General features: G+C 61.3%; 18 protein-coding genes. 11 read left to right on the top strand and 7 right to left on the bottom strand.

From position 1 onward, the window contains the following. Positions 1–67 precede the first annotated feature (67 nt). Positions 68–1,129: an HlyD family secretion protein gene (locus JH15_RS16775; RefSeq protein ID WP_043532400.1), complete on the top strand. Its 1,062-nt coding sequence runs from the start codon at positions 68–70 to the stop codon at positions 1,127–1,129. Between the two features lie 121 nt (positions 1,130–1,250). Continuing rightward, positions 1,251–2,261: a DUF2955 domain-containing protein gene (locus tag JH15_RS16770; RefSeq protein WP_043532398.1), complete on the top strand. Its 1,011-nt coding sequence runs from the start codon at positions 1,251–1,253 to the stop codon at positions 2,259–2,261. Positions 2,262–2,263: 2 nt separating this feature from the next. On the opposite strand, the gene JH15_RS16765 is transcribed toward JH15_RS16770, so the two are convergent. Together JH15_RS16765 and cfa are read right to left on the bottom strand one after the other, a co-directional pair. Then, positions 2,264–3,178, bottom strand: coding sequence for a sensor domain-containing diguanylate cyclase (locus JH15_RS16765; RefSeq protein WP_081949096.1), 915 nt, complete (start codon positions 3,176–3,178; stop codon positions 2,264–2,266). Between the two features lie 233 nt (positions 3,179–3,411). Beyond that, entirely contained in the window at positions 3,412–4,563 is a 1,152-nt protein-coding gene (gene cfa / locus JH15_RS16760; RefSeq protein ID WP_043532397.1) for a cyclopropane fatty acyl phospholipid synthase, read from the bottom strand. Positions 4,564–4,805: 242 nt separating this feature from the next. Here cfa and JH15_RS16755 point away from each other — a divergent pair, with 242 nt between their 5' ends. Further along, positions 4,806–5,111, top strand: coding sequence for an MTH1187 family thiamine-binding protein (locus JH15_RS16755; RefSeq protein ID WP_043532395.1), 306 nt, complete (start codon positions 4,806–4,808; stop codon positions 5,109–5,111). Positions 5,112–5,113: 2 nt separating this feature from the next. Here the strand turns inward: JH15_RS16755 and JH15_RS16750 are convergent, their stop codons facing one another. Next, a complete protein-coding gene (locus tag JH15_RS16750; protein WP_043532393.1) occupies positions 5,114–5,998 on the bottom strand; it encodes a LysR family transcriptional regulator ArgP in 885 nt (294 codons plus the stop codon). A 98-nt stretch (positions 5,999–6,096) separates the two neighbouring features. Here JH15_RS16750 and JH15_RS16745 point away from each other — a divergent pair, with 98 nt between their 5' ends. The 3 genes from JH15_RS16745 (at position 6,097) to cobA (ending at position 9,186) form a co-directional block, all read left to right on the top strand. Next, a complete protein-coding gene (locus JH15_RS16745; protein WP_081949095.1) occupies positions 6,097–6,702 on the top strand; it encodes a LysE/ArgO family amino acid transporter in 606 nt (201 codons plus the stop codon). A gap of 104 nt (positions 6,703–6,806) precedes the next feature. Then, positions 6,807–8,279: a sodium-dependent transporter gene (locus JH15_RS16740; protein ID WP_043532391.1), complete on the top strand. Its 1,473-nt coding sequence runs from the start codon at positions 6,807–6,809 to the stop codon at positions 8,277–8,279. Positions 8,280–8,289: 10 nt separating this feature from the next. Then, entirely contained in the window at positions 8,290–9,186 is an 897-nt protein-coding gene (gene cobA, locus JH15_RS16735; RefSeq protein ID WP_081949094.1) for a uroporphyrinogen-III C-methyltransferase, read from the top strand. A gap of 23 nt (positions 9,187–9,209) precedes the next feature. Here the strand turns inward: cobA and JH15_RS16730 are convergent, their stop codons facing one another. The 4 genes from JH15_RS16730 to JH15_RS16715 are packed head-to-tail and all read right to left on the bottom strand — an operon-like array spanning position 9,210 to position 12,923. Continuing rightward, complete coding sequence (locus JH15_RS16730; RefSeq protein ID WP_043532389.1) at positions 9,210–10,283, bottom strand: ABC transporter substrate-binding protein; 1,074 nt, start codon at positions 10,281–10,283, stop codon at positions 9,210–9,212. Then, positions 10,280–11,653, bottom strand: a complete 1,374-nt coding sequence (locus JH15_RS16725; RefSeq protein ID WP_043532387.1) for a sensor histidine kinase — start codon at positions 11,651–11,653, stop codon at positions 10,280–10,282. The genes JH15_RS16730 and JH15_RS16725 overlap by 4 nt, the downstream gene beginning before the upstream one ends. Further along, entirely contained in the window at positions 11,650–12,312 is a 663-nt protein-coding gene (locus JH15_RS16720) for a response regulator transcription factor (protein ID WP_043532385.1), read from the bottom strand. The genes JH15_RS16725 and JH15_RS16720 overlap by 4 nt, the downstream gene beginning before the upstream one ends. After that, the gene (locus JH15_RS16715) at positions 12,309–12,923 is read right to left on the bottom strand and encodes a helix-turn-helix domain-containing protein (RefSeq protein WP_043532383.1); all 615 of its coding nucleotides are present in this window, start codon (positions 12,921–12,923) and stop codon (positions 12,309–12,311) included. The genes JH15_RS16720 and JH15_RS16715 overlap by 4 nt, the downstream gene beginning before the upstream one ends. Before the next feature lie 228 nt (positions 12,924–13,151). Between JH15_RS16715 and JH15_RS16710 the strand changes: the two genes are divergently transcribed. The 5 genes from JH15_RS16710 (at position 13,152) to urtA (ending at position 19,804) form a co-directional block, all read left to right on the top strand. Then, entirely contained in the window at positions 13,152–14,138 is a 987-nt protein-coding gene (locus JH15_RS16710; RefSeq protein WP_043532381.1) for a Bug family tripartite tricarboxylate transporter substrate binding protein, read from the top strand. Then, entirely contained in the window at positions 14,138–14,590 is a 453-nt protein-coding gene (locus tag JH15_RS16705; protein WP_043532379.1) for a tripartite tricarboxylate transporter TctB family protein, read from the top strand. The genes JH15_RS16710 and JH15_RS16705 overlap by 1 nt, the downstream gene beginning before the upstream one ends. Then, entirely contained in the window at positions 14,590–16,116 is a 1,527-nt protein-coding gene (locus tag JH15_RS16700) for a tripartite tricarboxylate transporter permease (protein ID WP_043532377.1), read from the top strand. The genes JH15_RS16705 and JH15_RS16700 overlap by 1 nt, the downstream gene beginning before the upstream one ends. A gap of 182 nt (positions 16,117–16,298) precedes the next feature. Next, complete coding sequence (locus JH15_RS16695; RefSeq protein WP_043532375.1) at positions 16,299–18,125, top strand: acyl-CoA dehydrogenase C-terminal domain-containing protein; 1,827 nt, start codon at positions 16,299–16,301, stop codon at positions 18,123–18,125. A gap of 410 nt (positions 18,126–18,535) precedes the next feature. Beyond that, a complete protein-coding gene (gene urtA / locus JH15_RS16690) occupies positions 18,536–19,804 on the top strand; it encodes an urea ABC transporter substrate-binding protein (RefSeq protein ID WP_231566469.1) in 1,269 nt (422 codons plus the stop codon). Positions 19,805–19,854 lie beyond the last annotated feature (50 nt).

Raw genomic sequence — 19,854 nt, 5'->3', positions numbered from 1 at the left:
CAGGCTAACAATGTATTGCCTTGCAATTCGCTTCCTGCGCATTGCTGCCCATTCTCGAGAGAGCTTCATGACTCCTGATCAGCGCTTCGCCCGCTGGGTGCGCGTGGCACTCGTCGCGTTCGCCCTGCTGTTTGTGTATTTCATCGTCGCCGATGCCTTCATGCCCATGACCCCCCAGGCCCGAGTCATGCGTGAGGTGACGCGGGTAGCGCCCGAAGTGGGCGGTCGTGTCATCGACGTCCCGGTGACAAACAATGCCGCTGTCGAGGCAGGCGATGTCCTGTTTCGTCTCGATCCCGAACCTTACCGTATCGCCGTTCGCGAGGCGGAGTTGGCGGTGGAGCAGGCCGGGCGTGACAACGCACGTCTGGACGCCTCCCTGGCGGCAGCCCGCGCACGGCTAGCGGCAGCCCGGGCGCAGGCCGAGGAATTGACGGGTGAGCGTCGGCGCATGGAAGCGCTGGTCAGCCACCAAGGAGTATCACGTCAGCAAGTCGACGTGGCAGTGGCTGAGGCGCAGACGGCGCAGGCCTCGGTAGCGGCGGCCGAAGCTGAGGTTCACGCCTTGGAGGTGCAGCGGGGTGAGCGCGGCGTGGACAACCTGGCGCTTCGGCGGGCACGTAACGGGCTCGATTCGGCGAGACTGAATCTTGAGCGTACAACGATACTTGCCGAGCGGGCAGGTCGCGTAAGCAACCTGCAGCTCAGCGTCGGTGACGTGGTTGCCGCGGGCGTGCCGCTGTTGGCCCACGTGGGTGAGTCGTATGAGGTGATCGCCGACTATCGCGAAAAAAGCCTGCGTCACACGGGTCCCGACGCGCCGGCCTGGGTCACCTTCGATGCATTGCCAGGTCGCGTCTTCGCGGCGCGTGTAGTGTCTCAGGATGCCGGCGTGCGTGAAGGACAGATTGCCGCTGATGGGCAGCTTGCCGATATACCCGCTACGGATCGCTGGGTACGAGACGCCCAGCGTCTGAGAGTTCACTTTGCACTGGAAGAACAGCCGAACGCACTGCTTGCTTCAGGGGCGCGTGCCACGGTGCAATTGGCACCGAATGAGGGGGGCTTGGCACGGTTATTCGCGCATATCCAGATACGCCTGATGAGCTGGTTGCATTATGTCTATTAATAACTGGTTTATTAAAATCAGGGCTATAAAACCCCGCTTGATTAAATTCAGGTCTTTTAGGTTGTGGTCTGACAAGCCAAGGCCTACCGAGCCGACGTCAGCAGCGTCAGCGCATCCAAGCTTGGACGAGAATGGACTGAGCCAATGTCTACGCATCGCCTGCGGCGGGCTGCTGGGATTCATCATCAGCCAGGCGATGGGGTGGAACTACGGGGTCTTCTTCACCGTATTTCCGATGTTCCTGGTGGGATTGGTGCCGGTACTCAATGCGCATGTCGTACGACAGTTCTTTGCCAATGCCTTGCTTAACTGTATCGAGGTCAGCCTGGTGGTGGGGTTGACCCGGCACATGCCACCCATCATGGCGGGGCTTGCCTTTGCGCTTTTCTATTGGCGCTTTCGTATGATGGCCAAGGGGCCACTCTTCCTGTTCGGGGCCAATGGCGTGCTGACGCTGAGCATCCTGCTGCACTTCGCCAGCTATCCGCAACTGAGTCTATCCGATCTGCTGGCTAGCAATCTCATGGCCAGTGGTCTCGCGGTAGGCATCGCTGCGTTGATGTATACCGTTTTTCCCGATCGACAGCCTCGCGGCCCCTTTCCTCGGCAAGAAAAAACCCCGGCACGAATTCGCCACGAAACCTTGATCGGGGCGCTGACCGCGACGCTGTCGTTCCTGGTGTTCCAGGTATTCGATCTACGCGATTCGTTATCGGCCCAGATGGCCACGATCCTGATTCTATTCGCCCTGGGCTACCCCGGGGCGAAGCTGTCGGCACAGCGGCGAGCAATCGGTACGCTACTGGGTTGTAACTTGGCGATCGTGATACAGCTTGTGCTTTATACCCAAAGTCAGCACTTCCTGCTGGTCTTACCGCTCTACTGGGTCGGTTTGTTGATGTTTGCCCGTCTGCACGTCACTGAAGGGGGTGGCTCGGGGGTGGGGTTCGGCGGCCTGACGACGTTGGGCATTCTGTTCGGCCAATCACTATCACCGCAGCAGGATCTGATTTTCAGCGCTCTGTACCGTTTCTCGTCGATGTGCGTTGCGCTCGTGGCGACGCTGGCAGTCATGGCCTTGCTGCATCGTTTGTTGAATGCCTGGCAGCCAACCCGCGTCAGCGAAGCCTAGCGTCACGTCACGCTTTCCACCCGATTACGCCCATTGCGCTTGGCCGCATAGAGGCTCTGATCGGCGCGTTCGATCAACGTTTCCCGGGATTCGCCAACACGATGCTCGGCGATACCCACGCTCACCGTGACCCGACCCTGCGGAAGGCGGAAATCGTGTTCGGCAATAAGGCGCCTGAGCCGTTCGGCCAAGGGCTCGCAGCACACCAGCGGCGTCAGCGGAAGCAAAAGGGCGAATTCTTCCCCGCCCAGGCGTGCGATCACATCGTCTTCACGCAGGCTGTCGAGGCTCAATGCGGCGAGCTCGGCCAAAACCTGATCTCCTTGAAGGTGACCCCAGGTATCGTTGATGCGTTTGAAGTGATCGAGATCGAGAAGTACCAGTGAAAGCGGAGTCGCATGCCGATTGCTACGGGCGATTTCTTCGTCTAGGCGGGTCATGAACTTTCGACGGTTGGCGAGTCCAGTAAGCTCATCCGTATCGGAAAGCGCCTGTAAATGGGCCTGGTAGGCCACCTGCTCGCTGATATCGAGCATCAAGCCATGCCACAGGGTACCTTTTTTCATGGCTTCGGGTTGGGCTCGGGCAGCCATCCAGCGAGTCTCTCCATCGGCATCCAGCAGGCGGAATTGGATGGAAAGCGTATGGCCCGATTTGGCCGAGCGCTCGATAGCCGTCATGACGCGGGGAAAGTCCTCTGTATCGATCCTATCCAGGACGTGACGCGCATCAAGGCGAAGGCGCCGCCGCTCGGCACCGCGCATCAGCGAGAATTCTCCCGCGAGATAAGGAAAGCGCATCCCTCCGCAGGGGCTGCGATAAAGCTGGAAGATCGTGCCGGGAATGCGCTGTGTCATTCGCCGGAGCTGCCCGAAACTTTCCTTGGTCTCGTCGGGCACGATCACGTTTGACGACATGCGTCGGGGCCTCCTGGCTCGGCATCCTGCTTAAGTGAGGGCAAAAGCGAAGTCGAACCAGCGTCGTCAATCTGAGGGTGGCACGTCCGCTCATCTGCCTGCAGCGTCTCGCCTGCATGCGCTGCAGAGCGCGCTAATATACGCCCGGAACACGTTGGGCGTCATTAATCTATAGGCGTAAGACATTGCTGACATTGAAAAAACGTTGAACCTGGCTGTGCTGAAAACGCCATTCAACGTGGGGCATCGTAACGGCCCGCGCGCCCTTGTGAGTACACCATTTGCCATAGTTGCAAATCACGAGCCCTGAAAGCGCCGGCACAGACCGAGAGATAATAGCGGAACATGCGGCGCGTACGTTCACTGTAGCGGTCGGCGATATCTACCCAGTACCGGTCGACGTTATGTAGCCAGGCCATCAAGGTGCGATCGTAGTCGGCACCGAAATTCTGCCAGTCCTCCATCAAGAGCAGACCTTCCGCGGCCTTGGCAATATGCATGGCCGAGGGCAGTACGCCATTGGGGAAGATGTACTTGTTGATCCAGGGATCGGCACTGATATCGGAATTGTTCGAGCCTATCGTATGCAGCAGAAAGAGCCCGTCCGGGGCGAGCAGCGATTTGGCGGTCTCGAAGTAGGTGCGGTAGTTGCGATGTCCCACATGCTCGAACATGCCGATCGATACGATACGGTCGTAACGCCCATCGAGCTCCCGGTAATCCTGCAACAGGATCTCGACGGGTAGATCACGACAACGCTCTCGGGCCAGGTCGGCCTGTTCACGGGAAATGGTGATCCCTGTGACTTCAACCCCGTAATGGCGAGCCGCATGTTCGGCAAAACTGCCCCACCCGCAGCCGATATCGAGCACTTTCATCCCTGGCGCAAGTTCGAGCTTTCGGGCGGCCAGGTCGAGTTTGGCGACTTGGGCATCGTGAAGATTATCGACGTTTTTCCAATAGCCGCAGGAATAGCAGAGGGTCGAGTCGAGCATGCGCTCGAAGAGATCGTTGCCCAGGTCATAGTGGGCTTCGCCGACGATATAGGCGCGCGCCTTGCTCTGTAGATTGAAGAACCCCGATTGGAGCCGGTACATGAGGCGTTCCGAGGGCGTCTGCGCATGTTCCCCCAGGCCATGACGTAGTAGACGGTGGGCCAGCTCGTCGATGCGATCGCAGTCCCACCAGCCATCCATATAGGCTTCACCCAAGCCGAGCGTGCCCTGGTGAAGCACACGGGAAAAGAAATCGGGATGGTTGATTTGCAAATCGTGCGAGGCACTGCCGTTAAGAGTAACGCCTGAACCCTCGATGAGTTGTTCGACGACCCGCCGGGCTCGGGTGTCGGGGAATGCAATGGGGCCGATACGGGTATCACTGGTCATGCCGAACTCCGGTTCATTAATGCGTCAGAGCGCAAGAGCGGGATTCGAGCAAGGCGATCCTTGCCATTTTGCAACGATTTGTAAGGGTGCCGCCGGCGAGACATGCTTTCAACAGGTTAAGTCTATCTTATCGATAGCCTAGACTACTTATTTGAATCATGCCGCAAGCGCATCACGCACGATGTGATGGCTAACTTGAGCATCCGCTAAAGATTGATATCAGCCAATACAGGAGGCCTAGCATGCATGTCATCGCAGATCTCAACGTAATACCCATTGGGGTGGGAACGTCCGTATCGAAGTACATAGCGGCTTGCGAGCGGCTGATCCGCGACGCTAGTCTCAATTACACGCTCCACGCCTATGGCACCAACATCGAAGGGCCTTGGGACGAGGTCATGGCTGTCACCAAGCGCTGCCACGAGACCTTGCACGAGATGGGAGCGCCACGGGTAAACACGTCGCTGAAGCTGGGAACGCGAACCGACCGGGAGCAGACCATGGCGGATCGCGTTGCCAAGGTGGAATCGCTACTGAAGGACGAGTGATGTCATGGTGAGGTCAACCAGGTAGGCGTGACAGACAACAAATGGGTCGTCAACGATTCCAGCGTCTCGCCACCATGCCGCCAGTGATGCCAATAGAGTGGTACGTCGATGTGGTAGGCCGTATCGAGATCGACCAACCGGCCTTCGGCCAGCTCCCGCTTGACCTGAAGCTCGGGGATCAACCCGTACCCCATGCCGGCGAGTGCCAGACGCACGAATCCCTCCGAGGAGGGACAGAGGTGATGAGGAAAGGGATCGTGAAAGTCCATTTGCTCCAGGTATCGATGCTGTAGCCGGTCGTCGGGACCATAGACGATGGCGGGGGCCTGCCTGAGCGCTGAAAGACTCAGCCCTTCGGAAAAATGCCGGGCCATGTAAGACGGACTGGCCAAGGCCCGGTAGCGCATGCTGCCCAGCGCATGGGCACGGGCCCCCTGGACCGGGCGTGGCGTGGCGCAGATACAACCGGCTACTTCGCCGTCGCGCATGCGCTTGAGCGCCACATCCTGATCTTCTACCACCATATCCAGCAAGACCCGCTGTCGAGCGCAAAACGCGCCGGTAGCGGGCGCCCACCAGGTCGCCAGGCTATCGGCATTGATCGCCAGTCTGAGACGCTGCTCTCCCTCACTCAGGGCCGGGATGCGATCGAGAAGATCATGTTCCAGCAACCTGACCTGTAACACATGATTGAGCAGGCGTTTTCCCAGCGGCGTGGGGGCGAGTTTGGGGCTACGCACCAGTACCGGTTGACCCAGGCGGGCCTCCAGCAACTTGATCCGTTGTGATATGGCGGATTGGGTCAAGCCCAGGTGTTGAGCGCCACGTTCGAAGCCCGACTGATCGACCACGGCCGCCAATGCTTCGAGAAGTTTATAGTCGAGCATCAGAATTACTAATCATACATTCCTTGAATTAATTTCCTTCATTGCATAGTCAAGCCTAACCTGGCCCCCGATTGCAAACCAATGAGAAGGGGAACGATGTGCTGGTTTCGACACTGCATGGCCTGATGGTATGCGCTGGTCTGATCGTGGCAATAGGCGCTCAGAACGCTTTCGTACTCAATCAGGGGCTTCGCCGCGAGCATGGCTGGCTGGTGGCATCCATCTGTGCGTTATGCGATTGGCTGCTGGTAGGCATCGGTGTGCTGGGGGTCGGGCGGCTGCTGGCCGAGCAGGAAGTACTTCTTGCAGTCGCCCGCTGGGGGGGCGCGGCGTTCCTCGCGTGGCTGTCGTTCCAGGCATTTCGGCGCGCCTGGCAAGCCAAAGGTCTCGAGGCGAAGGGCGCCGCCTCCAACAGTTGGCGAGCCGTAGTGGCCACGACCCTGGCCGTGACGTTGCTCAACCCCCAAGTCTATCTCGAAACCGTACTGATGCTGGGCGCCATCGGTGCCGTACAGCCCAGTCCGATGGGCTTCTTCCTCGGCGCGGCCCTGGCCTCGTTCGGCTGGTTCTTCGGCTTGGTTGCGGCGGCGGGGTGGCTGGCGCCGCGACTGGCCAGCCCTTTGGCCTGGCGGCTGATCGATCTGTTCGTGGCGCTGATGATGGCATGGATCGCCTGGCGCCTGGCCAGTGGCGCGATGTTGTAACGTTTTCGAGGCATTGCCGGGCTGTGCAGGACGCTAGCGGGTTCCCTAGGCGTCAAATGACGCTACAATCGCGCCCCTCTGCATGCACTGCAAGGTAAGTAACGATGACGTCACGGCAACAACCCAAGACACTCTGGCTTGGCCGTTGGGGGTTCATTCTCGCAGCGACGGGGTCAGCGGTCGGGCTCGGCAATATCTGGAAGTTTCCCTACATGACCGGTGAGTATGGCGGCGGCGCCTTCGTGCTGGTCTACCTGGCCTGCATTCTCGCCGTCGGGGTGCCGATCATGATGGTCGAGATCGCCTTTGGACGTCGTGGCCGGGGCAGCCCCATCGATGCCATTCGTCGAGTCGCCCAGGAATCCGGGCGAGGGCGTGGCTGGTCCTTGCTCGGCTGGATGGCGATGCTGTGCGGCTTTCTGATCCTCTCCTTCTATGTGGTGGTCGCCGGTTGGGCGTTTTCCTACCTGTGGAAAACCGTCAGCGGCGGGCTCGCCGGCAGCAGCGTGGACGACATGGCGGCCATTTTCGCCGCCAATAACGCCAACCCCTGGGTGCTTGGATTCTGGAGCACGCTGGTGACGGTCGCCACCATGTTTATCGTTGGCACGGGCGTCCAGAAAGGCATCGAGCGTAGTGTCAGCTGGATGATGCCAGGCATGGTCGTGATGCTGGCCATCATGATCGGCTACGCGGTGTTCTCGGGAGGCTTCGGCCAGGGCGTGGCTTTCCTGTTCTCGTTCGACCTCGGCAGCCTATCCAGCGAAGGCTTGTTGGCGGCGCTGGGGCACGCCTTCTTCACCCTGTCGCTGGCCTCCGGGGCGATCCTGACCTACGGCGCTTACCTGCCGGATCACAGCTCGATCGCCCGTACCACCTTCACCGTTGCCATCGCCGATACCCTGGTGGCACTGATGGCCGGTCTGGCCATCTTCCCGGTGATCTTCGCCAACGGCATGGATCCCGCCGCGGGGCCGGGTCTACTGTTCATGAGCCTGCCGCTGGCATTCCAGGCCATGCCGATGGGCATGCTGTTCGCTGCGATCTTCTTCCTGATGCTATCGATGGCCGCGCTGACTTCGGCGATTTCGATGATCGAGGCCACGGTAGCCTGGCTCAATGAAAGCCGGGGTATCTCCCGGGTCACGGCCTCCTGGAGTGCGGGCCTCGTACTCTGGACATTGAGCACCTTGGCCATGCTCTCGTTCAACGTGGGGGCCGAATGGACCCTTGCCGGCATGCACGTCTTCGATTGGCTGGATTACCTGACCTCGCGCTTCATGATGCCCTTGGGTGGACTGGGTATGGCGTTGATGGCCGGTTTCGTGATTCGTAATGCCATATTCCGTTCGGAGCTGGGGCTCTCGCCTGGGTCATACTCGGCGTGGTTGTTCATGGTGCGCTACGTCAGTCCGTTGGGCATCGTGTTGATCTTCATCGATAGCCTGGGTCTGGTATCGCTCGACCTGGGCCGTCAGTGGCCCTGGCTCTTGGCCCTGTTGGCATTATTTACCTTAGGCGGCGAGTGGCTCACCCCGCGTTTCGGACGCCAGCGCATCGTTCAGGGCCGGTCATGAGGAGGGGGTCATGACGCATCCTATCCCTGGCGAGCGGGATGGGCCCGCGAGTCATGCGGCTCCCCACGATCGGACGACAGGCCAGGTCACGCTGATCGGTGCCGGTCCCGGCGATCCCGAGCTATTGACGCTCAAGGCGGTCAAGCGGCTCCAGGCGGCGGATGTCATTCTTCGCGACCGCCTGGTCAGTGACGAGATCCTGGCCATGGCCAACCCGCAGGCCCAATGTTTTTATGTCGGCAAGGCGCGCTCGCACCACAGCGTGCCCCAGGAAGGTATCAATCAGGCGCTGGTCGACTGGGCACGGAAGGGGAAGCGCGTGGTTCGCCTCAAGGGCGGGGACCCCTTCATCTTCGGACGCGGCGGCGAGGAACTCGAGACGCTGGCCGAGGCCGGTATCCCTTTCGAGGTCATACCGGGTATCACGGCGGCCTCGGGGTGTGCCGCCTATGCAGGGATACCGCTGACGCATCGCGACCATGCCCAGTCGGTCCGCTTCATTACCGGGCACCTCAGAAGCGGCGATTGCAACCTGGACTGGCCAACCCTGGCTCGGCCCGGACAGACCTTGGTCTTCTACATGGGATTGGGCAGTGTCTCGATCATTCGGGACCAGCTCGTCGCCCATGGCCTGCCGAGCGAGACGCCACTGGCGCTGATCGAGCAAGGCACCACGGCGCGCCAGCGGGTTCATGTGGGCAACCTGGCCGAGCTTCCTGCCAGCCTGGAGCAGGACACGATCAAACCGCCGACGTTGATCATCGTGGGTGGCGTGGTATCGCTGCAGGCGAAGCTTGCCTGGTTCGATTCACGAGAGGCGTATAGTCAGGGATGGATCGAGGGCAAGCATCCCACGCCGGACCCCGCGAGTACGGACACATCCAACGATGACGTCAAAAATAGCTGAGTCGTTTTTGATCGGTTACCGGCTCAGGGCAGATTCAGCCAGCGATGATATTCCCGGCGCCAGTGGCTGAGCAGCGCTTCGCGCTTGAGATCGTCGAGCGTGGCAAGTAGCCCCGGGCCCAGACGAATCGGGCGCAGGGCGTCGCCCAGCGATTCTCGCAAGGCTTGTGCCGTGCCGGGCCCTTGCAGGGCAGGGTGCACGGCGCCAAGGGTCGTTTGCTCTGCAATCACGCGTTGGCCTGCTTCGCTGAGCAAGTAGTCGAGAAACACTTCAGCCGTTTCAGGATGGGGTGCGCTGCGGGGAAGGAACGCCAGACGCTGAGTGACCAACGCATAGTCATCGGGTATCGCCATTTTCAGGTCGGGATTCGTCTCGACGACGTCACGGGCATAGCTGCCCAACAGATTGTAGCCTAGCCAGAACCGGCCTTCGGCCAGACCGTCGAGCATCTCCCCGGTGGTATCGACCAAGCGCGTATTGGCCCGGCCCATGGCCGCGACCAGATCCCAATACCGGGGCGACAATCTGACTTCCTCGATGGCGTAGGTGTAGCCGGCGCCGCTGCGTGCGGGGTCGTAGGTCACCACACGTCCCTGAAGGGCCTGATGGTGTGTTTCAAGCAGTTGCAGCAGGTCGGCGTGGCTGGTGATGGGGCCGAAGCGCTCGGCCAGCTCGCGGTGATAGACGATCACGATAGGCTCGAAGGTGAACCCGAACAGCTCCTGGCGCCAGCGGGCCCAGGCCGGCCAGGCCGAGGCGTTGGGCGTTTCCAGCGGCTGGGCATACCCGTCATTGGCCAGCCGGTACTGCCATGGCATGGCCGAGGAAATCATCACGTCGGCGCGCTCCTCGTCTTCGAGAAAACGGCGGTGAACACTGAGAGTAGTGAAGTTGCGATAGCGCAATGCAATGTCAGGGTGGCGCCGGTGAAAATCATCGAGCAAAGGGCGTACGTAGGGCAGGTCCAGCGCGCCATGTACGATCAGCGAACGCGCGGAGGAGCCCGATTCGGAAGACGCCGGGTACTCGATCGTATCGCTCCCTAGCGCCGGCAGGCTGAGCCATGCTGCCATCAGATAGATCCAGAGGTGTTTCATGATATCTCTCCGGGAAAGCGCAGGCTGACTCGCAAGCCTCGGCCGGATGGGGTCTCTTCCAGAATGAGTCTGGCTGCATGGGAGCGTGCGATGCCGTCGACAATGGCGAGCCCCAGGCCGGAGCCTTCGCCATCGCTCGTGCCACGATAGAAGGGGCGAAGCACCAGCAGTCGCTTGTCGGCGGGTATGCCGGGTCCATCATCTTCCACGGCAAGGCTTGGTGGGCTGCCAGAGACCTGGATCGTGATGCGCCGGGCGCCATAACGGCGCGCGTTATCGATCAGGTTGCTCAGGGCCTCCTCGAGTTGCCAGTCGATTCCACGTACGGTCACTGGCGTGTCGGGAGTTTCGAGGCCCAGGTCGATACCTGCCCGGTGGCAGGCATGCCAGGCATGGTGCAGCGCCGTGCGGGCCACTCGATCGAGGTCGGTCGTGACCAGCTCCGGAGTCGCCTCGGGATTGTTGAGGCGCGTCAGTGATAGCAACTGTACAGCCAGGCGCGCCGTATTGGCGCTGGTGGATCGCATGGCCTTCAATGCGTCGTGCCAGGCCTGGGGGTCGTCCTGTCGCAAGGCCAGTTCGGCGCGGGCGGAAAGCCCGGCCAAGGGCGTGCGCAATTGGTGTGAGGCATCGCCGATGAAGCGCTCCTGATTGGCGCGAACCCGGCGCATGCGGGCAAGCAACTCATTGATGGTCTCGCGCAGCTCGGCAAGTTCGCGGGGTAACGGCAGTTCCAGAGGCGCCAGGGTACGTGGGTCGCGTGTGCGAATCGCCCGGCGTAGGCGGGTCAACGGTGCCAGGGCGGAGCGTACGGCCAGCAATAGCATCACGACGGCGACCCCGGCCATCACACCGATATAGGCCAGGTTGCCGCGCAGCAACGAGAGGGTCAGGGCTGCCCGGCCTTCGCGCGTTTGGGCGACCCGCACTTCGAATCGCTCCCGCAGGCTCCAGTCCTCGAGCCGTGTACGACGCACCCCCTGGCGCAAGGTCATGTCACGCCAGTCGATATCTCGATAAAGCAGCGTATCGCCACTTTCGACATCCTGGCGGGCGTCGCCGGGCAGGCGCGCATTGCCGGTGATGAACTCGCCCTGGCCATTGTAAAGGGCGTAGAAGACGCGCTCCTGTGCACCGGTGGCGAGCATCTCCAGGGCGGCGGGGGGCAGGTCGAGCCACAGGCGTTCGTTTTGCCACTGCACCTGTTCCGCAATCGCCAATGTCGCGGCTTCGAGCAGGCGATCGAAGGCCCGATCAGCCGTACGCCGGGCATCGTAATAGGCCTGGATCAGCATCAGGGAGCCAAGGAGTACCAGGGGGAGCAACAGCCACACCAGCAGTCGGCTGTAGAGACTTCGCGGCGCTCTCACGTCGACTCCAGTACGTAGCCCAGCCCCCGCACTGTGCGCAGAGCTACACGGCTACCCTTGAGCCTGCCTCTGAGCCGGTGCACATAGACCTCGATGGCATTGTCTCCCCTGACCTCGCCGGCAAACGCCTCTTCGCTCAGGCGGGCTTTGTCCACCGGCTCCCCGGCGTGGCGCATCAGGCAATTGAGCAGCCGCTGTTCGCGTGGCGGCAGATTCAGCGGCTCGCCCTCCAGCATGAAACGCTGGGCCACGGTATCCAGAACCAACGGGCCGACATGCAAGCTCTGGCCCTGAGGGTGACGACGCAACAGGGCTCGCACCCGCGCCTCGAGTTCGTCCAGGACGAAGGGCTTGGCCAGGTAGTCGTCGGCCCCCAGGTCGAGTCCCTTGACGCGATCTTCGATGGCACCGCGCGCCGTCAGGATCAGAACCGGGGTGGTCGAGTCGCGCTGACGCAGCTCGGCCAGTACATCGAGGCCGCTGCAGCCGGGCAGGTTCAGATCCAGCAGGATCAGGTCGAACCCGTGACCGGCCTGAGCAAGACGCTGACGTGCCAGTTCGCCATCGTCGATGGCCGTCACCTCATGGCCTTCCAGCTTGAGAGCGTCGCCCAGGGTTTCTGCGAGCAGTACGTCATCCTCGACCAGAAACAGTTTCATGCCGGTGTCCCCTCGTGCTGCTCCGTGGGGCGACGTTGAAGCTCCGCCGCTGCCCGTTCCAGCCATTGTTCGGCCCGTGTTGCTGACAGCCGACCACTGGGCCCCGAAAGCGTGAGCCATAACGATAGCCCGCCGACACCGGAAGAAAGCGGCGTGCAATACATCGAACCGCCCGGCAGTGCCAGGGCCGGCGGGCGGTCAGGCTCGATCGGCCAGCGCTCTCCGGGACGCAACTCATGTCGCAAGCGGGATTCGGGCAGGCTGACCAGGCGGCACTCGGCCTGGCCTGTGGCGACGTCGACCAAGGCTGCGGTTTCACCGCTGCGATGGGCCAGATCGTCGAGTATCGGTTGAACCCAGGCCGCCAAGTGTCGGCTGGGCAGATGACGGCGGGCCAGGCGTACCGGCGTATGCCCGAGGCGGTACCGCCCATCTTCGCCACGTTGGACGTAGTCGTAGCGTTCCAGCGAGCCGAGCAGGCGTAACAGCGTGCTCTTGTAGAATCCCGTGGCCTGGGCGAGATCGGCCAGGGTGAATTCCTCACAGGGGGAGTCGAACGCTTCGAGTATCGTCAACGCACGTTCGACGGCTTCGACACGATCCTGAGCCATGCAATGAGTCTCCGTGATGGCGTGTGATACGCCCCTTCTACTTTGGTCGCAATTGCTCTCGCAGCCGTTGACGGCATCGAAGCGGAGCCCTTAGCCTTCCATTCTAAGGAACGACGTTCTGCCTTACAGAATTGTAAGGTAGCGTCAGCTTCCCGACAAGCGTCAGCTTCCCGAAAATAGCTCGCTTCATTCACCGAGTCCGATTAAGACACCAAGGGGAAAAGAACAATGTCGATGAGTACGCCACTCAAGTTGTTCGCCGTTGCGGCACTGACCGTGACATCAAGCATGACCATGGCCTTCGAGCCACGAGGCAAGGTCGAATGTATCGCTCCTTCAGATCCGGGCGGCGGCTGGGACTTCACGTGCCGTAGCGTCGGCAATGTAATGCAGGAGCTGGATATCGTCCCGCGTAACGTCCAGACCGTGAACATGGCTGGCGCAGGCGGCGGAGTTGCCTACGCCCATACCGTGAGCAAGCGCGCCGGTGAAGAGCAGCTGTTGGTCGCTGCCTCGACGGCAACCACCACGCGTCTGGCTCAAGGCCAGTTCCAGGGTATGGATGCCGACATGGTCAACTGGATCGGAGCGCTGGGTGCCGACTATGGCGTGATCGCGGTATCCAAGGATTCCGACTACCAGGATCTCCCGTCGCTGATGAACGCGCTGAAGGACGATCCACGCAGCGTCAAGTTCGCCGGTGGTAGTGCCAAGGGTGGCTGGGACCATCTCAAGGTGCTGATCGCGGCTCAGGCGGCTGGCGTCGAAGCCCTCCCGCGCATTCCTTACCTGTCTTACAACAACGGCGGCGAAGCCATGACCCAGGTCGTGGGTGGTCACGTCGATGCTTTCACCGGTGACATCTCCGAAGCCCAGGGCTTCATGGAATCGGGCGATTTGCGTGTGTTGGCCGTTCTTGCCGAAGAGCGCCTGCCGGGCAAGTACTCGGATCTTCCGACTGCACGTGAGCAGGGCATCGATGCGCTCGGCCCCAACTGGCGCGGCTTCTACATGCCGGCGGATATCTCCGACGAAGCCAAGCAGTATTGGACCGACGCCATGGATACCATCTACGAGAGCGAAGAGTGGAAGAGCGTCATGGAGCAGAATGGCCTGATGCCGTTCCACATGAGCGCCGGCCAATTCGAGAACTTCGTCAAGTCGCAGATCCGTTCCATTGAAGATCTGTCCAAGGATATCGGGTTGATTCAGTAATGACCTTCAACGACCGCATTTTCGGGGTCCTGATGATCGTCCTGGCCGTCGCGTACGGCTGGGGCGCTTCTCAACTTCCCGAACCGTTTGGCGGGTCCGAGGCCGTCGGACCCGAGACCTTCCCGCTGCTGTTAGCGGCGGTGCTGGGTCTCTCGAGCCTCTACATGATCGTGCGCCCAGACCCGGATAATGCCTGGCCGTGGAACCGTACCGGCCTCGAGCTGATCATCGCCATCGTGGTACTGGTGCTCTATGCCATGCTCCTCCAGCCGCTCGGGTTCATCATCAGCACCCTGCTTGCGGTGGGCACTCTGTGCTGGCGCATGGGGGCCCGGCCGGTCAACGCCTTCGTCACTGGCGGGGTCGCCGGTGTCGTGGTGTTCCTGCTGTTCAATTTTGGGCTTGACCTCGCGCTGCCGTTGGGTCTGCTTTCATTCCTGGAGGTGAGCTGATGGAGACGCTAGGCTTTCTGATGGACGGCTTCGCTGTCGCCCTGCAGCCCCAGAATCTCATGTTCGGCCTGTTCGGGGCTTTTTTGGGCACCTTGATCGGCGCCTTGCCTGGCCTGGGGCCGGCCAATGGCGTGGCGATCTTGATACCGCTGGCCTTCACGTTGGGCCTGCCGCCTGAAACTGCGCTGATCATGCTGACCGCGGTCTATGCCGGGGCCATGTATGGGGGGCGGATCTCCTCGATCCTGCTCAATATTCCCGGCGACGAACCGGCCATGATGACCTGCCTCGACGGCTATCCCATGGCCCAGAAGGGCAAGGCTGCCGAAGCACTGGCCATCTCGGCCGTGGCCTCGTTCATGGGCAGCCTGATCGCCACCGTAGGCCTGATCTTGCTGGCCCCCATGCTAGCCAAATTTGCCCTCACGTTCGGCCCTGCAGAATATTTCGCCCTGTTCCTGCTGGCGTTCGCCACCCTGGGCGGCATTACCGGCAAGAATCCCATGAAGACGGTCGTGGCGGCCGCCATCGGCCTGATGATCGCCACCGTGGGTATCGATTCCACCGGGGTGCAGCGTTTCACCTTCAACGTGCTCGAACTCTATGAAGGTATCGATTTCATCATCGCCATCGTGGGGCTGTTCGCCATCTCCGAGCTGCTGTTCTTCATCGAGGAGCGGGCCGGTAGCGGCAAGGAGAAGATCACGGTCAACAAGCTGAAGCTCTCCTTCAAGGAAATCATGCACATCATGCCGACCAGCTTCCGCGGTGGTGTGCTTGGCTTCATTGCCGGCGTCTTGCCCGGGGCGGGCGCTTCGCTGGGTAGCTTTATCAGCTACACGCTGGAAAAGCGCCTCCTGGGCCGCAAGGGCTTTTTCGGCCAGGGAGATCCGCGCGGTGTGGCCGCGCCCGAATCGGGCAATAACGGTGCTTCGAGCGGTGCGCTGGTGCCCATGCTGACCCTGGGTGTGCCGGGCAGCGGTACCACGGCGGTCCTGTTGGCGCTGTTGATCTCGCTGAACATTACCCCGGGTCCGCTGATGTTCACCCAGAACGCGGACATCGTGTGGGGCGTGATCGCTGCGCTTCTGATCGGCAACTTCCTGTTGTTGCTACTCAACATTCCGATGGTGGGCATCTTCGTCAAGCTGCTCTCCGTACCGCCGATGTTCCTGCTGCCCATCGTTACCATGGTGGCGTTCGTGGGCATTTACTCGATCAGCAACACCACCTTCGATTTGTACTTCATGGTGGTCTTCGGCGTCGCGGGCTATATCTTCCGCAAGCTCGAGATCCCGCTGGTGCCGATCATCCTCGGGTTGCTGCTTGGGCCGGAGATGGAGAAGAACCTGCGTCACGCGTTGGATATCTCCGATGGCGATTGGACTATCCTGTGGAACAGTGGCCTGGCGATCGGGCTGTGGATCTTCGCCGCACTCGGCCTGATCCTGCCCTACGTCGTGGGTCCGATCCTGCGCCGTCGCATGCGTCAGCAAGTGGGCGAGGCAAGTTCGACATCCGACTGAGCCGTGCTTTCAAAGGGCTTCGAAGCCCATACAGCTTGAATCATTTTCTGCGCCGACCCTGTCGGCGCTTTTTTTACTACTGTAGCCAGACCGCCTACGGCCAAGGTCGGCATGACATCTTGCCCGTGCTCGCCTAGAATTCAATCGACCGTTTGAATTCTGTTCAGCCCGGAGATGCATCGATGGCCCGTTACCACGCCCCACTGCGCGATATGCGTTTCATATTGGAAGAGGTTTTCCAGGCCCCGCAGGAGTGGGCAGCCATGCCGGCGACCCAGGAACTGGGCATGGACCTCGTCGAGGCCATCCTCGAGGAGGGCGCGCGCGTGGTCGAGGCGGAACTCTTCCCTCTCAACCAGCGTGGCGATGCCGAGGGCTGCCGGTTCGAGGCGGGCCACGTCACCACGCCGGCCGGCTTCAAGGCCGCTTTCGAAACGTTGGCGGACGGTGGCTGGTGGGGGCTGGGCGGAAATCCCGATTATGAAGGGCAGGGCATGCCCAAGATGCTCACGGTCGCCTTCGAGGAGATGCTCTACGCTGCCAATACCAGCTTCGCCCTGTACCCGGCGCTGAATACCGGCGCGGCGTTGTTGCTGGATAGCCACGCCGACGAAGCCACCAAGCGTCTGTATTTGCTGCGCATGTATGCCGGCCAGTGGTTGGGCACCATGTGCCTGACCGAGCCACACTGTGGCACCGATTTGGGGTTGATCAAGACGCGTGCCATCCCCGATGGGGACGGGGCCTACCGTATCACCGGCAGCAAGATCTGGATTACCGGCGGTGAGCACGACATGGTGGAGAATATCGTTCACCTGGTGCTCGCCAAGCTGCCCGACGCGCCCGAGGGTAGCCGAGGGATCTCGCTGTTCCTGGTGCCCAAGGTCGAGGTCAACGACGACGGTTCCCTGGGTGAGCGCAATTCGCTGAGCTGCGGTGGGCTAGAGCACAAGATGGGCATCAAGGGCAGCGCCACCTGCGTAATGAACTTCGATGGTGCACGGGGTGTTTTGATAGGCGAGCCGCACCAGGGGCTGGCCACCATGTTCACCATGATGAATTACGAGCGGCTCTCTATCGGTATTCAGGGGCTGGGGCTGGGTGAAGTGGCTTACCAGAGTGCCATGGACTTTGCCCAGGAACGCTTGCAAAGCCGCGCCCCGGGCGGCGCCGAGGCGCCCGACAAACCGGCCGATCCGATCCTGGTGCACCCGGACGTGCGTCGCATGGCCCTCAACGTGCGCGCCTGGAACGAAGGGGGACGCGCGTTCGCGGCCTTCGTGGCCAGCCAGCTCGATCGCGCCAAGTTCCATCCCGACGCCGACCGCCGCGAACACGCCGAGGGGCTTGTAGCCCTGCTGACCCCGGTCGCCAAGGCGTTCCTGACCGACCGTGGCTTCGATGCCACGGTGGAGGCCCAGCAGATCTATGGGGGGAGCGGTTATTGCGTAGAGTGGGGCGCCGAGCAGTATGTGCGTGATGCGCGCATCGCCATGATCTATGAAGGCACGAACGGCATCCAGGCCATGGACCTGGTCGGGCGCAAGCTATTCCGTAACCGTGGCGCCTATGTTACCCACTTGGCCAAGGCCATACGCGACGACCTCGAACGGGCCGAAAACGAGTCCCTTGTCGAGAATTCAAGCGAGAGTCTTGTCGAATATCGGCGCGCCTGTGAAGAAGAGCTGTCCCGGCTCGAGCGTGTCACTGAGGGCCTGCTGGTTCGCGCCGAGGGCCGGCCCGAGGAGCTCGGTGCGGCGGCGGCCGACTACCTCGCCCTGGTAGGGTACGTCGCGTATACCTGGATGTGGTGGAAGATGGCACGGGCCGCTCAGCAAGGGCTGACGGGTAATGGCCAGGCAGGGGAGGACTTTTACCGGGCCAAGCTCGCCGTAGGTGAGCACTTCCTGCGGCGCATGCGACCCCGCACTCTCGCATTGGAAGCCCAGATCGAGGCCGGGGCCGCGCCCTTGATGGCGATGACCGAGACCGCGTTCTATCCGGAATGACAGGTTCGATCTCAGTAAATTGCAAAGACGCCAGCCTTAGGGCTGGCGTCTTCGTTTCGTAGGCAGCATTTCTAGTTTATCAGCGCACTTTATTAGCGAACTTCGCTGGTGCATGGCATGGGGCAGGTGCCCCAGATCGATGCCATTCGCCTTTTGCATCGCACCGCCATGGTGCGAAGCAGGCTCTTTAGTTCGAGCGTTATTCGATATAATTGATTGTTTAATCAGCTCTTTCGAAAAAATTCACCTTCTTGGCACACCCCTTGCGATAACAGTGAGACGACATCCATCCCGGTGTCATTCTCGCTGGAACTGATGCGATGAGAACAATGCAGACTCGCAAGGAGAATCGTGTGAAGAATTCGACGCTTTCCCCCCGTTGGCTGGCGGTGGCCCTGGCCTCCCTGGGCATGGCTGCCCCGGCACTGGCCCAGGAAGATCCCATCAAGGTCGGTATCCTGCATTCCCTTTCCGGCACCATGGCCATCAGTGAGTCGACCCTGAAGGACACCGTGGAGATGCTGATCGAACAGCAGAATGAGCAAGGTGGCCTGCTGGGCCGACAGCTCGAGGCGGTCGTCGTCGATCCGGCATCGAATTGGCCGCTGTTTGCCGAGCGTGCGCGTGAGTTGCTCGAGCAGAAAGAGGTTGACGTGATCTTCGGCAACTGGACGTCCGTCTCGCGCAAGGCAGTACTGCCGGTGGTCGAGGAGCTCAACGGTTTGCTGTTCTATCCCGTGCAGTACGAGGGCGAAGAGTCTTCCCAGAACGTCTTCTACACTGGCGCCGCGCCGAACCAACAGGCGATCCCGGCCGTCAACTACCTGCACGACCAGGTGGGTGTCGAGCGCTGGGTTCTGGCTGGCACCGATTATGTCTATCCGCGGACCACCAACCGCATCCTCGAGGCCTACTTGAAGGAGGAGTACGGCGTCGCGGATGAAGACATCATGGTCAACTACACACCGTTCGGTCACTCCGACTGGCAGAACATCGTCTCCGAAATCAATCGTTTCGGTAGCGAAGGCAAGAAGACCGCAGTGGTGTCGACCATCAACGGCGACGCCAACGTGCCGTTCTATCGCGAGCTATCCAACCAGGGTATCGATGCCGCCGACATCCCCGTCGTTGCCTTCTCGGTGGGTGAGCAGGAACTCTCCGGGATCGACACCGGGCCGCTGGTCGGTCACCTGGCCGCGTGGAACTACTTCATGAGCGTCGACAATGACGACAACTATGACTTCATCGATGCCTGGATCGAGCACACCGGCGATGAAGAATCGGTGACCAACGACCCGATGGAAGCGCACTACATCGGCTTCAACATGTGGGCCGAAGCCGTTCGCAAGGCCGGCACCACCGAGGTCGATGCCGTCAAGGACGCCATCATCGGCGTGACCGTGCCCAACCTTACAGGCGGCTATGCGGCGATGATGCCCAATCACCACATTACCAAGCCGGTGCTGATTGGCGAGATCCAGGACAACGGTCAATTCGACGTGGTCTGGCAGACGCCGTCCACCGTTGCGGGCGATGCCTGGTCCGACTACCTGCCCGGTTCGCGTGACCTGATCGCCGATTGGCGCAAGCCCATGGCGTGCGGCAACTTCAACGTCGCCGAAGGCACCTGTGGAGGCAGCACGGCCGCCGAGGAAGCCGAGGCTGCATTGGCCGAGTAACTTGCGAACCGAAAGCCACACCAAGCCAGGCCGGCAAGACCGGCCTGGCG

Source organism: Litchfieldella xinjiangensis, from assembly GCF_000759345.1.
In the GTDB taxonomy this organism is placed as follows: domain Bacteria; phylum Pseudomonadota; class Gammaproteobacteria; order Pseudomonadales; family Halomonadaceae; genus Litchfieldella_A; species Litchfieldella_A xinjiangensis.
The sequence above is the reverse complement of the archived record's forward strand: the minus strand, read 5'-3'. Positions and strand labels throughout refer to the sequence as shown.